This is a genomic window from Caproicibacterium lactatifermentans (assembly GCF_013315815.1).
Classification (GTDB): domain Bacteria; phylum Bacillota; class Clostridia; order Oscillospirales; family Acutalibacteraceae; genus Caproicibacterium; species Caproicibacterium lactatifermentans.
The window spans coordinates 1,037,642-1,050,584 of sequence record NZ_CP046051.1 but is presented as its reverse complement, the minus strand read 5'-3'; the positions used below and the strand labels follow the sequence as shown (position 1 = coordinate 1,050,584).

The following is a 12,943-nucleotide window of genomic DNA, read 5'->3' as shown; positions in this document are numbered from 1 at the left end:
TTATAGCACAGCTGTTGTATGTATTCAAGAGAAAGGCCGCTGCAGGTAATTACACTTCTGTTTCTTTTGCCATGCACAAGAGTGCAAAAAAGGAGACAGAGCGGTTTGCCCTATCTCCCCTATTTGCGATTATCGCTTTAAATAATATTCACTTACAGCATTTTTTAATTCTTCCGAAGAATGAATGTCACGCCTGAGGATAGCCTGCTGTGCTTCCTCCGGCAAGGACAGAAAAGAATTCTGTAATTCCGGTGCATCGTTGAAAAACCGGCTGTAAAACACAGGATAACCCAAACGCCCAAAATAAGTGCTGTCCAAAATGAATCACCTCTGCCAGCCAGTATGTGCAAAAATGATTCGTTTATGAATGGACGATTCCACCAGCAAGATGGTTATTCGACAGCGTGGTCTTTCAGCCACACCGCTGTTTCATCTGCCACACGGCGGACACAGCCTTCATCCAACGGTGACTGAAAATTGACAGAGTGTGCAATGTCAATAAAGGAAGCGGTCCCGCCCTGTTTTACAAACTTCAAATAGCGGTTCCACGCGTCCTTACGGTCACGGTTTGCCGCATTGAAAAACTGCAGGGACATCGTCTGTGCCAGGCAGTAGTCAATATAATAGAAAGGATACATATAAATGTGGAGCTGACGTTGCCAGCCTGCACCACGCTGCAAAACAGGAAGGCCAGTAAAGTCCATATAGGGTCGGTACATCTTTTCCAGCCGCAGCCATGTCTGATTCCGTTCTTCCGGTGTCATTTCCGGATGGAGGTAAATTTCTTCCTGAAAATGGTCTACTAAACAGCCATAAGGAATAAAGTCAATCGCATCTTCAGCATGGGCAAGTTCATATTTATCTGTCTGGTCGCCGAAGAAAAGGTGATGCCACGGCGCAGTCAGAAACTCCATACTCATGGAATGTGTTTCAGCAGTTTCATAGGAAGGTTCCCGCAGAGCCAGCAGCGGAACCGTACGCTGTGCAATAAAACTTGCAAATGCGTGACCTGCTTCATGTGTCAGTACGTCCACATCTCCGGAAGTGCCATTAAAGTTTGAAAAAATAAACGAGCAATGATAATCTGGCAAATCCGTACAATAGCCACCGGGTGCTTTACCTTTTTTGGCCAATACATCAAACAAATCCATGCGGAACATCTGTTCAATAAACTCTTCAGTCTCTTTGGAAAGTTCTGTGTACATCTTTTTTCCGGCTTGCATTATTTCTTTCGGGGTTCCCTGCGGTACAGCGCTGCCATCTTTGAATTTTAAATCGTTATCATAAAAGCGGAAATCCGTAACGCCAATGCGTGTTGCCTGACGTTTTTTAATCTTTATCGTCAGTGGAACTAGGTCACGTACAACCTGCTTGCGAAAATTGCGAATGTCATCTAGATTATATCCGTTCCGGTTCATGCGCAGCAGTGAAAGTTCCGCATAGTTGGAAAATCCAAGCCGATGTGCCTGCTCTGTACGATTTTTTACTAATTTGTCGTAAATGGTATCGAATTCTTCGCGGTGTTCCTCAAAAAAATCGAAATAAGCTTCTGCTGCATTGCGACGCACAGAACGATTCGTGCTTTGCAGATAAGGCCCTAACTGTGACAAGTTACAGGTTTTACCGTCAAAGTCAATGGCCGCACTTGCGTACAACTTTTGATATTCGTTGGTCAGATGATTGCCTTCCTGTAGAAGCGGAACAATCTTCAGTGAAAAGGCTTTCTGCTCCATTTCAAGCTTCTGGAACAGCATGCTGCCTAAATTTTTTTCAAGTTCTGGGCGATGGGGCGATTGAACCAGCGCTTTCTTAAAGGACTGCAGATGTTCGTTCAAAAGCGGTATGTGCTCATCATTATATGTCTGCTCTGTTTCGTAGAACTTGTCGAGCGTATCTACGCTGTTGCGAATCATGCAGATGGTGGCCTGCGTGACTACATTGGATTCCAGTGTTTCCACCTGTTTATAAATTTCCAGCTGTTCTGCAGTGGTTCCCTTCTGCAGTTTGGCTGTCATATCATCTATCTGCTGAAAAAGGGCAGAATAGTCTGGCCTTGTGTAAGGCATTTCTGAAAATTTCATAGCAGTGACTCCTTTGCTACTCTTATTAAATATAGAATAAATACAGTTTACCGCGATGCGAACAAAAAATCAAATTCTTGCTTCTTTTCTGCATTCAGCGTATACTGAATAAGTATATTGACAGATGAGAATACAGGAGATGCATCAATCATGAAAGCAGCACAAAGACTTTTAAAATATGTTAAAGTCTATACAACCTCAGACGGGAATTCCTCTACCACACCGTCTGCCGCACGGGAACTGGACCTTGCCAGCATGCTGAAAGACGAAATGAATCAGCTTGGGCTAGAAAATGTCCGCATTTCATCATCCGGCTATGTATACGGCGAACTTTCCGCAGTCCCCGGTATGGAGCAGGTCCCCGCGATTGGCTTTATTGCACACATGGATACAGCCCCAGATTTTAACGGAAAAGGCGTTCATCCACAGATTCATAAAGATTATGACGGCGGAGAGATTTCGTTGGGTTCCAGCGGCCGTGTCCTTTCGCCAAAGGCTTTCCCAGACCTTGCCAACATGAAGGGCAAAACGGTGATTACTTCAGATGGAACTACTCTGCTGGGTGCGGATGACAAAGCAGGCATTGCGGAAATCATGACCGCATGTGAAGAACTGCTGCAAAAAAAGCTGCCGCATGGTCGTATTTGTATCGCTTTTACACCAGATGAAGAAATCGGACAAGGTACACGCTCTTTTGATATTCCCGGCTTTGGTGCCAAGTATGCATATACGGTAGACGGCGGCGAGGTCAGTGAAATCACATATGAAAACTTTAACGCGGCAGGTGCAGAACTGACTTTTCATGGTTTTAATGTGCATCCCGGAGATGCAAAAGACATTATGAAAAATGCTTCTTTAATTGCAATGGAAGCCAATGCAATGCTCCCCGCCGCTGAAACACCATCACATACTGCTGGCAAAGAAGGTTTCTTCCATTTGTGCAGTATGGAAGGCTGCATTGAAGAAGCAAAGCTCACTTATATTATTCGGGACCATTCCAAAAAACATTTTGAGATTCGTAAAGATATGCTTCGCCATATCGTCCGTACGCTAAACGAGAAGTATGGTGAAGGCACAGTTGAATTAAAAATGGCTGATGAATATGAAAATATGCTGCCTTACATCCAGCCGTACCCCATGCTGGTGGAAAATGCGCGGGCGGCAATTCGAGAGCTTGGCCTGACACCATATGAAGAACCCATTCGCGGCGGAACAGATGGTGCTATGCTGAGTGTCAAAGGCCTGCCATGCCCCAATTTGGGTACCGGCGGTCATGCCTATCATGGGCCATATGAACACGTCGCAGCAGAAGATATGGATTTATGTACCGCGATTATTTTAGAAATTATTCATCGTTTTACGGCATCTTCTAAATAAAACTAAATTTAATGATTTCAACAATCATTAAGGGACTGCAGAGAATTCGGAAGTTTTCCGGTTTTCTGCAGTCCCTTTGTATATGATTTTATTTCAGCTTTTTCCGCGTGCGTTTACTTTCATTTTGTTGACGACGTTTTCTTTTAAGCGTTCCTGCATGACTTGATTGGCGTTATTTTCAATCGTATCATCCAGCGCTGGAAAATCATAGCCTTCTCCGTAGCGACGCGTCAGTGCGGTATGCAATAGGTAATCGCACACCTGTGGGTTCTTTGGCAGCAGTGGCCCATGCAGATACGTACCGATTACGTTTTTATAATGCACACCCTCGTAGCCGTCGGTGCCGTTGTTGCCGTATCCACCGGCGGAAATCACTTTGCCAAGAGGATGGCAGTCACCAAGATAAGTGCGCCCGCCATGGTTTTCATAGCCGACAATCGGCATTTTACAGATGTCGCTTTGAATCATAACGTTGCCAATCAGTCGGCCTTCTCCGCGCTCTGTTTTCAGGTCAACAACGCCCGTTCCCTTGACCAACTCATCCCCCAGCAGATAGTTGTGCCCCAAAAGCTGATAACCACCGCAGACAGCCAGCAGGACGCCGCCTGCCTCCACATAGGCGTGCAATTGCTCTTTTTCAGATAGCAGCGCGTCACAGACAATTTTTTGTTCCCGGTCTGTTCCACCGCCGATAAAAACAATATCAACGTCAGAAAAATCGGCCAGCTCTCCATTGTGTACCTGATAGACCTCAGCCTCTATGCCGCGCCATTCACAGCGCTTTTGCATACAGATGATGTTGCCGCCGTCCCCGTACAGATTCAGCAGTTCCGGATAAAGATGCGCAATTTTTAATTTCATTGTTTTTCCTCCCCGCTCAGGGTGCGCAATTCCCGCTGCGCAGGTGCCAGCGCAGAATAATTGGTAAGGATATATAGACGATGTTCTGTTGGCAGTGCACGCGTCTTTTCAGCTGCTTCTGCCACGCTTTCCACTAATTCTGCCGGGATGCCAGCATATTTCAGGCGTACCTGCAAATCATTCATACGGTGACCACCGGCATATACGACCATTTCTTTTTCTTTGGCCAGCCGTTCAAAGTCAACGTCCCACAGCCAAGAAATATCATTGCCGTCGTTATCATTATCATTGATAATGAAATAGATAACTTTCGGTCCCTGGTCCTGCAGCAATAACGCCATGTTTTGGTTAAAGCCAGTTGGATTTTTCGCCAGATTCAGCATGATAGGATGTCCCTGTACCATGAATTTTTCAAGCCGTCCGTTCTTGGGGTCATACTGGTCCAATGTATGCTGAAAATCCTGTGCACTGCAGCCCAGCATAGAAGCAGCCGAATATGCTGCCAATAAATTATAAACCATATAGACACCACTGTATTGTGTCTTAATCGTTGTATCCCCAACAGTAAAGGATATGCCGCCGCCCAGCTGCACATCAGTTGCTGCAAACTGTAACGGTGCCCGCTGAAAGCCGCATTTGGGGCAGTGGAATGCACCCAGCTGTCCATACTGACGATAATCATATTCCAACTCGGTACCGCATTTTAAGCAGAACCGGCCGCCAGTCACGCGGTCCTGCGGCAGATGCAGGTCCTCAGCAATACCAAACGGAATGGTATTCTTTACATGTGAGGCAATGTGAGAGCAAAATGGGTCATCTGCATTGTAAATCAAAATTGTTTCCGGAGATTTTTCCAGTGCGGAGATAATGGCGTTCATAACTGTGTCAATTTCCCCACAACGGTCCAGCTGGTCACGAAAGATATTGAGCAGAACCATATATCGGGGCTTTAAAAAAGGTACAATGTGCGGTGTAGAAAGTTCGTCCGCTTCCATTACTCCCCAGTCTGCTCCCTTGCCCGGCAGCAAAGCGGTCACAACACCAGATGCCATATTAGCTCCGGCTCGGTTACATAAAACTGAATTGCCGCAGCTTTCTACCGCTCGGCAAATAATATTATTCGTCGTTGTTTTGCCATTGGTGCCGCATACAACGATAGAACCTTTGTGCAGCTTCTTGGCAAGTTGCCCCAGAACCATTGGGTCGATTCGCAGGGCAAAGCGTCCCGGCATGGCACTGGCACCTACGTGCAGGATGTGCCGCTCCCCCCAGCTAACCGCACGGGCCAGCAGAACAGCAAATGAGCTTCTTAACCGCATAAACTTGTCCCCTCCAGCTGTTTCAAACAGCATTTGTGCTTAAAAATGAATGTGCATGAAAAACAGCAGGAAGATGCGGTTCTGCATCTGTCTGCTGTGTAAGTATATGTTGAATTATAGCAGTTTTTAAACCCTTTGTAAATAAAGAATCACATCTTCTGCTGTGTCAAGGAACAGCGGACGTGCGGGATGAACTGGATACAGCGGAGGAAGGAACGCTTGGCAAACCGGCGATTGCGGAGGACAGCATGATGAACTGCTGGGTGCGAGGCTGCCTGCCATTGACAGTAATCGTCAGTAAAGCAGTTCCTGCGGGGGTAAATTGTCCGCTGATTTGTGTTTTTCCACTTAATAAAGAAATATCACCGTTTTCAGAAATAGAGCCAGAGACTGCACGGCTTTCAAATGTCCCGGCAGGTACATAACGTGCCGTTAGGCTGCCAGCGCTGCAGGTATCAATCAGCAGTGCGTTTCCGTCCGTGTCATTCCAAGTGCCCGTCAGTTTCCATGTATCTGCGCCCCATGCGGTTACACGGGGTTTATCTATGGAAGACGGTGCTCCGGAAACGGCTGAGGAGTAACTGCTGGGAATACGTACCTGCATATGCAGCTGTACCATGGACTTTGTCACGGTAAATTCCACAAGGTCTGCATCTGTTAGTGACTGGCCATCCGTCTTAATAGAATTAATTTCAGATTCAGATACAGCAAACTGTTGAAATTCACTGTTGCGGACGGCGGCTGAAATATCCGCAGCCGTGTAATTTGGGCTAGTCTTTCGGGGAATCAGCGTTTGCTGGGAAGAAGAAACTGCCGCCTGTGAAACAGCAGACGAGGCGGTACCTATTAACCGTTCCCATGGCCATGTTCCTTGTTCCTGTTTCCATGCAACAGAAAAACTAATGCCAACGGCTACCACGCAAAGGAGGATAATAAGCGTGATGAACGGCCCATACGAATGATGTTTGGGCTCTTCATCTTCCTCTTCATAAGTGTCGTATTCATTGTCAGAAAGATGATTATTTAAAAATTCACTATCTTCTGCAGGCGGCACCATATCCTGAAAAGGCATTCCACATCTGGAACAGAAGCGTGCTTCTGCCGGGTTGTCATAACCACATTTTGGACAAATCAAAGTTGGGCCTTCTTTCTCCCTTTTCTACAGCAGGACGTCAGTATCAGGATAAGTACCGCACCGATTGCTGCACCAATCGTATCCAGCAGTACATCCCATGGAGACGGAGAGCGCAGTGCCGTAAAGGACTGGTGAAATTCATCGCCCACCGCATAGGCAGCACAAAAAGCAACTGTGACAAACAGCCAAACTGCCGGACGCAGCGAAAAGGAAGACAGCCACCCAGCAGTAAAAGCTGCCAACAGCATATAAATAGTGAAATGTGCTGCCTTCCGTATAAAATGGTGAACAGAAACATTAGAAGCAGAAAGACGCAAAGTCTTTTTTAACCAGACAGCACATGGCATACTGACGCTGTCACTTTTAGGACCATTCTGAGCGGAAAAATGAAAAATCAGTATCATACAGCAAACAGCCATCAGAAAACATATCCATCTGCGAACTTCCAGGCTGTATCCTACTCTTTTCTCTTTTACAGCAAGTGTCATATTTTCGTGCAGGCTCCTTTTTGTTCTGTAAAACGAATATAGTATATCACTTTTTGAAACCTGGTGAAAGTCAAAGAGACTTTTTAGGGGACCTTGTCAATCAGAAAACTTGGGTTTATAATAACATAAGATGAAATATTTGTTTTGTAAGAATCTGACGAACCAGAGGCGAACAGACTTGAAAATTGGAATTGTACTGGAAGGCGGCGGCATGCGGGGCATTTATTCCACTGGCGTGCTGGACTCTTTTTTACAGGCACAGTTTATGGCGGATGAGGTTATTGGTGTTTCAGCTGGTGCCTCTATTGGCATTTCCTATGTTTCCATGCAGAATGAGCGCGGACTGCGCACAACTGTTAATTATGCGGGAAAAGAAGACTATCTAAGCCTACATAACTTTGTGAAGACAAAATCCCTTTTTGGCATGGATTATATTTTTGGCGAAATACCAGAAAAACTGGACTCTTTTGATTATGACACCTTCCGCAGGAATCCATGCACTTTTTTTGCGGGCGCCACTGATGTTCGTACGGGAAAAACCTGCTATTTTGGGAAGGAGGAGATTGTGCCTCCCTGTACGGTACTGCGGGCGTCTTGTTCCCTGCCGGTTTTTTCTCCAATCGTGCATTATCAGAATGGAGAGTATTTGGACGGTGGGCTGCATGCACCTATTCCAATTGATAAAGCTTTAGCTGATGGCTGTGATAAAATCATTATTGTACTGACACGGGAACGTGGCTATCGCAAAAAGCCACAGGTTGGCCGACCGGTGTATGCACATAAATATCGCCACTATCCTGCTTTAGTGCACGTCATGGATACACGTCATAAAGTTTATAATACAACACTCGATATGATTCAACGCATGGAACATGACGGAGAAGCAATTATCGCAGCACCAGATGAGCCACTGCCTTTGGATCGTTTTGGCACAAATCATGACCAGCTGCTGACTGCTTATCGCATTGGACTGGAGAAAGGAAAAGAAGCACTTTATCGGGCACAGGAAAAATGGGGAATCACCCTTCCCCGCTGGCCAAAAGATTTTCCGCCTGCTAATTCTTCTGCACAGATATAGAAAAGTACAGTAAAAAGGCTGTCTGCGTTTACCGAAATACGCAAACAGCCTTTTGATTTGTTTGTTTATTTGTTTTCTTTGCTTGTGTCCTGGGATGCTTTTTCGTCTTGCACTACACAATGTGCTGTACATACAACCGCATGGCGGACCAGCGCGACAAACTTCTCTGGCTTCATATTCGGTAAGTCGAACAACCAACGACAAATGACTGTTTTGCACGCGTCTGTAAACAGCTGTACATAAAAGTCCAATTCCTCTTTGTTTTCATGACTGCCATTGAAGATTTCCTCAAAATATGGCTGGACGATTGCACGCATAACATCGGCAAAATAATCCGTAAAGGAATTCTGTCCGGTTACCTGCAAAGCATTTACGTAGAATGGCCGATTTGCATAGAAATAGGTACAGACATCCAGCAGCAAATCCCAGCCGCTAGTAGGTTCATGTTCGTACAAATGCTCAATCAGTTCTGTGTAGAAAATCCAGTTTACTAAATCATATTTATCTCGGAAATGATAATAAAAGCTTTGACGATTCATAGAGCAGCGGGCACAAATATCGCTGATGCTGATTTTTGAAAAGGGCTCTTCTGCCATCAGTGATTTCATTGCATCTGCAAGAGCCTTTTTGGTGATATTGGAATCCGCCATGCTATCATTTCCTCTTCTATTCTTAAAATACGAACACGGAACTTTTTATTGGCCCAGCGACAGAACAGCGCCCTGGCTGCCGGAGGTAACCAAGGCCGCATAACGAGCAAGATAGCCGGTTACATGCTGTTCTTTTGGTTTCCACCGTACTTTGCGTGCGGCCAATTCTTCATTTGAAACATCAATCTGAATGGAGTTGGAAGGAATATCAATTTCAATTTGATCGCCTTCCTGTACCAAAGCAATAGGACCACCTACCGCCGCTTCCGGAGAAATATGACCGATGGCAGCACCACGGGTAGCACCGCTAAACCGGCCGTCCGTAATCAGCGCAACACTGTCCCCCAGGCCACAGCCCATAATTGCGGAAGTTGGATTGAGCATTTCCCGCATACCGGGACCGCCTTTTGGTCCTTCATAACGGATGACAACAACATCGCCGGGATTGATTTTTCCGCCAAGGATAGCGGACATTGCCTCTTCTTCACTTTCAAAGACACGGGCAGGACCTTTATGCTGCAGCATCTCTGTAGATACGGCGCTGCGCTTAACAACACAGCCGTCCGGTGCAAGGTTGCCGCGCAGAACAGCAATTCCACCGGTTTTGCTGTAAGGGTTGTCCAAAGGACGAATGATTTCCGGATCCTTATTGACGCAGCCGGAAATGTTCTTTTTCACGGTTTTACCAGTGCAGGTTATACAATCAGTATGTAGAAGACCGGCGGAAGCCAGCTCGTTCATTACAGCGTAGACGCCGCCTGCCTCATTTAAATCTTCTATATAGGTATGCCCTGCCGGCGCAAGGTGACACAGGTTTGGTGTATGGGCACTGATATGGTTAAGAATATCTAGATTCAATTCCAGACCACATTCATGGGCAATAGCCGGCAAATGGAGTGCACTGTTTGTGCTGCAGCCAAGGGCCATATCTACGGTTAGTGCATTTTCAAAGGCGTCCATTGTCATAATGTCACGCGAACGAATATTTTGTTTAAGCAGTTCCATAATTTGCATACCAGCATGTTTTGCAAGTTGCAGGCGAGCAGAATAAACAGCAGGAATGGTTCCGTTTCCCTGCAGCCCCATGCCAAGTGCTTCCGTCAGACAGTTCATGCTGTTCGCTGTATACATACCGGAACAGCTGCCACAGGTAGGACAGGTGTTTGCTTCATATTCGTCTAGCACTTCTTTTGAAATACGGCCAGCCGCATATTCACCAACTGCCTCACTTGCGCTGGAAAAGCTGGTCTTCTTCCCCTGTACACGTCCGGCAAGCATTGGACCGCCGCTGACGAAAATTGCAGGGACATTCAGGCGGGCCGCCGCCATGAGAAGACCGGGAACATTTTTATCGCAGTTTGGTACCAAAACCAGTGCATCCAGCGCATGGGCAATGGTCATGGCCTCAGTAGAGTCGGCAATCAGTTCTCGGGTAACCAGGCTGTATTTCATGCCACGATGTCCCATTGCGATTCCATCACACACTGCGATTGCCGGGAAAACCAATGGTGTGCCACCTGCCATTGTAACACCAGTTTTTACCGATTTTACAATTTTATCAATGTTCATGTGTCCTGGTACAATTTCGTTGTATGAGCTGACAACGCCGATAAGAGGACGGTCAATTTCCTCATTTGTTAGGCCAAGCGCATGGAACAGAGCCCGTTTAGGCACGTCTTTTTTAATTGCATCACTGTTCATTTGTATGTTCCCTCCCAAGGTAGCAGACCACCATAAAATTTATACTTATTATAAAGAATAACAGTGAAACTGTCAAACTAATTGCAAAAGAGAGTTATAAACCGTATAAAACTGCATAAAATTTCATTTTGAACAACAAGTACATGAAAAATATAGGAAGTATTTTTCTGTATACAATTGATTTCTCTAAAAAAGCATCTCCATTTTGTCAGGCCTGTTCTTAGGGCCCAATAAAGTGGAGATACTTGCGAAGTAATCTTTCAGTTTTGTTATCCGGCGTTTTTCATGTGCAGCCGCAGCCGATCAGAAATCATGGCGATAAACTCCGAGTTGGTTGGCTTGCCGCGGGTATTGTGAATCGTGTATCCAAAATAGGAATTTAAAATATCGACGTCTCCGCGGTCCCATGCGACTTCAATCGCGTGACGAATAGCACGTTCCACACGGGATGGCGTTGTTCCGTATTTTTTCGCAACACCTGGGTATAATTGTTTTGTCACGGCATTGATAATATCCGGATTTTCCACTGCCATAATAATAGAATCCCGCAGATAATGGTACCCTTTGATATGCGCTGGAACACCAATTTGATGTAAAATTTCGGTTACCTGAATTTCCAGCGTTTCCTGGCAAGGTACTGTTGGATTTTCCATGGTCAGTAGCTGACGAATTCGCCGGGCAAGCTGAACAGTTTCATATGGCTGCACAGCTAAATAGGCAGCTCCTGCTGAAAGGACTTCCCTCTCCAGCGTAGGACTTGTAAAATTACTTTCCACAACAAAAGTAGGCAGCTTTGTCGGGTGATGTTCCTGCAAAGAATTCAACACACCGACTGCGTCCAACCCCGGCATGAAAATAGGAGCTAACACAGCTGCTGGCTGCTGTGTTTCTACAGCTTTCAGAAGACTGCTGCCGTCTTTTTCAGTATAAGATACGCAAAAACCATTTTCTTCAAAAACATGAGTATTTTCCTGTTGATACTCTGGACTCTCATTGGCAATCAAAAGTTTTATACTATTCTCCATATTTAGTCCCCCTAAGAATTTTTACATCAATATATTACCATATATTGGGATTATTGGCAACAGTTTAATGAGAATTTTTTCTTTTCTGGGGAAATTCATACGGAAAACAGCCGCTTCCCATGTTTTTGCTATGCTGCTGCTTTCTTTTCGGCAGACAACATATTTTCAGCCAGAATTCCATATCCACGTGTCGGATCATTTACAAATACATGAGTAACAGCACCTACCAACCTGCCCTGCTGCAGAATGGGGCTGCCGCTCATTCCCTGCACAATGCCTCCAGCACGGGCTAACAGTGTTTTGTCCGTAATGTGCAGCACCATGTTCTTGCTGCGTGCACCGCGCACGTTTAACAGCTCTATTTCTGCTTGATACGTATGCGGAGTGTTGCCATCTATCGTACAGACAATCTGTACCGGTCCGGCTTTCACTTCTTCTGCAGGACATACTGGAACGGCCGTATTATGCGGTGGTTGCTTCAGATTGCCGAATACACCCTGCTCGGAATTAGAATACAGCGTTCCAGACGGAACATCTGACGTAAAATAACCTTCCAATTCTCCTGGTACACCGGCGGAACCTTTTTGAACGCCGGAAATTGTGACAGGTACAATGTCTCCGCATCCAAACGGCATAATAGTATGCGTGTCCGGGTCTGTTATGCCATGCCCCAAACCCGCAAAGGCATGTGTTTGTGGGTCATAGAAAGTGAGCGTACCGACACCCGCAGCACTGTCTCTTACCCAAAGGCCCGCCCGGTAACTCCCTGCACTCTGTACTGGCAAAATATTTGCAGTTTGTTCTTTGCCACTGCGCAGCAAACCAAGTTTCAGCGCTTTCCCTCCGCTTTTTTGAATGGCCGCAGCTATCTGTTCATTCTTTGTAACAGGCTTACCGTTGACAGAGCGAATGATATCTCCCACCCGTACGTCCGCTTTTGCGGCAGGATTCACGGTTCCAGTGGGCGTTTCCAAATCTGCTGTACCGGCTACAACAACACCATTTGTAAACAACTTAATGCCAAAGGGCGTGCCACATGGGACCAGCATACAGACATGGGGACCGCTGACAGGTGCTGACGTCGGTTCCGCCGCTGAAGCAGCCGCACTGACGCTGAGCACCGCTGCTGCAAGAACAGCAGCAACTTGCCTTTCAACTTTTTTCATTTTTACATGCACCTCCTCAGGCCGCAGTTATTAATCTGCCTCATGGAGATGTATTTACGAAT

Annotated in this window: 11 protein-coding genes; 2 read left to right on the top strand and 9 right to left on the bottom strand. The window is 46.1% G+C overall.

All coding sequences use genetic code 11. The features are described from left to right. Nucleotides 1-392 precede the first annotated feature (392 nt). Nucleotides 393-2,081 carry a M3 family oligoendopeptidase gene (locus GJQ69_RS05085; protein ID WP_174193158.1) on the bottom strand — a complete coding sequence of 563 codons (1,689 nt, stop codon included), beginning with the start codon at nucleotides 2,079-2,081 and terminating at the stop codon, nucleotides 393-395. Between the two features lie 150 nt (nucleotides 2,082-2,231). On the opposite strand from GJQ69_RS05085, the gene pepT reads away from it, so the two are divergent. Further along, nucleotides 2,232-3,458: a peptidase T gene (pepT, locus tag GJQ69_RS05080; RefSeq protein WP_086035765.1), complete on the top strand. Its 1,227-nt coding sequence runs from the start codon at nucleotides 2,232-2,234 to the stop codon at nucleotides 3,456-3,458. Between the two features lie 93 nt (nucleotides 3,459-3,551). On the opposite strand, the gene GJQ69_RS05075 is transcribed toward pepT, so the two are convergent. From GJQ69_RS05075 to GJQ69_RS05060, 4 genes are all read right to left on the bottom strand, one after another. Continuing rightward, nucleotides 3,552-4,319 (bottom strand): type 1 glutamine amidotransferase, encoded by a 768-nt coding sequence (locus GJQ69_RS05075; RefSeq protein WP_086035766.1) that lies wholly within the window; start codon nucleotides 4,317-4,319, stop codon nucleotides 3,552-3,554. Then, the gene (locus GJQ69_RS05070) at nucleotides 4,316-5,638 is read right to left on the bottom strand and encodes a MurT ligase domain-containing protein (protein WP_086035767.1); all 1,323 of its coding nucleotides are present in this window, start codon (nucleotides 5,636-5,638) and stop codon (nucleotides 4,316-4,318) included. Before GJQ69_RS05070 ends, GJQ69_RS05075 begins: the two co-directional genes overlap by 4 nt. A gap of 166 nt (nucleotides 5,639-5,804) precedes the next feature. Further along, a complete protein-coding gene (locus GJQ69_RS05065; RefSeq protein ID WP_086035768.1) occupies nucleotides 5,805-6,773 on the bottom strand; it encodes a zinc ribbon domain-containing protein in 969 nt (322 codons plus the stop codon). Continuing rightward, the gene (locus GJQ69_RS05060) at nucleotides 6,770-7,192 is read right to left on the bottom strand and encodes a VanZ family protein (protein WP_274379848.1); all 423 of its coding nucleotides are present in this window, start codon (nucleotides 7,190-7,192) and stop codon (nucleotides 6,770-6,772) included. Before GJQ69_RS05060 ends, GJQ69_RS05065 begins: the two co-directional genes overlap by 4 nt. A 247-nt stretch (nucleotides 7,193-7,439) precedes the next feature. On the opposite strand from GJQ69_RS05060, the gene GJQ69_RS05055 reads away from it, so the two are divergent. Further along, nucleotides 7,440-8,339, top strand: coding sequence for a patatin-like phospholipase family protein (locus GJQ69_RS05055; RefSeq protein ID WP_086035770.1), 900 nt, complete (start codon nucleotides 7,440-7,442; stop codon nucleotides 8,337-8,339). A gap of 65 nt (nucleotides 8,340-8,404) precedes the next feature. On the opposite strand, the gene dhaS is transcribed toward GJQ69_RS05055, so the two are convergent. The 4 genes from dhaS to spoIVB form a co-directional block, all read right to left on the bottom strand. Then, the gene (gene dhaS / locus GJQ69_RS05050; protein WP_174193155.1) at nucleotides 8,405-8,989 is read right to left on the bottom strand and encodes a dihydroxyacetone kinase transcriptional activator DhaS; all 585 of its coding nucleotides are present in this window, start codon (nucleotides 8,987-8,989) and stop codon (nucleotides 8,405-8,407) included. Nucleotides 8,990-9,034: 45 nt separating this feature from the next. Continuing rightward, nucleotides 9,035-10,690: a dihydroxy-acid dehydratase gene (gene ilvD / locus GJQ69_RS05045; RefSeq protein WP_086035772.1), complete on the bottom strand. Its 1,656-nt coding sequence runs from the start codon at nucleotides 10,688-10,690 to the stop codon at nucleotides 9,035-9,037. 269 nt (nucleotides 10,691-10,959) lie between these two features. Continuing rightward, a complete protein-coding gene (gene spo0A, locus GJQ69_RS05040) occupies nucleotides 10,960-11,715 on the bottom strand; it encodes a sporulation transcription factor Spo0A (RefSeq protein ID WP_174193152.1) in 756 nt (251 codons plus the stop codon). Between the two features lie 128 nt (nucleotides 11,716-11,843). Then, nucleotides 11,844-12,881 (bottom strand): SpoIVB peptidase, encoded by a 1,038-nt coding sequence (gene spoIVB / locus GJQ69_RS05035; protein ID WP_174193150.1) that lies wholly within the window; start codon nucleotides 12,879-12,881, stop codon nucleotides 11,844-11,846. Nucleotides 12,882-12,943: the final 62 nt, after the last annotated feature.

Coding starts and splice junctions, on each gene's coding strand:
- ilvD (WP_086035772.1), bottom strand. CDS start 10,690: ATGAACAGTGATGCAATTAAAAAAGACGTGCCTAAACGGGCTCTGTTC.
- GJQ69_RS05070 (WP_086035767.1), bottom strand. CDS start 5,638: ATGCGGTTAAGAAGCTCATTTGCTGTTCTGCTGGCCCGTGCGGTTAGC.
- GJQ69_RS05085 (WP_174193158.1), bottom strand. CDS start 2,081: ATGAAATTTTCAGAAATGCCTTACACAAGGCCAGACTATTCTGCCCTT.
- spoIVB (WP_174193150.1), bottom strand. CDS start 12,881: ATGAAAAAAGTTGAAAGGCAAGTTGCTGCTGTTCTTGCAGCAGCGGTG.
- pepT (WP_086035765.1), top strand. CDS start 2,232: ATGAAAGCAGCACAAAGACTTTTAAAATATGTTAAAGTCTATACAACC.
- GJQ69_RS05060 (WP_274379848.1), bottom strand. CDS start 7,192: ATGGCTGTTTGCTGTATGATACTGATTTTTCATTTTTCCGCTCAGAAT.
- dhaS (WP_174193155.1), bottom strand. CDS start 8,989: ATGGCGGATTCCAATATCACCAAAAAGGCTCTTGCAGATGCAATGAAA.
- GJQ69_RS05075 (WP_086035766.1), bottom strand. CDS start 4,319: ATGAAATTAAAAATTGCGCATCTTTATCCGGAACTGCTGAATCTGTAC.
- spo0A (WP_174193152.1), bottom strand. CDS start 11,715: ATGGAGAATAGTATAAAACTTTTGATTGCCAATGAGAGTCCAGAGTAT.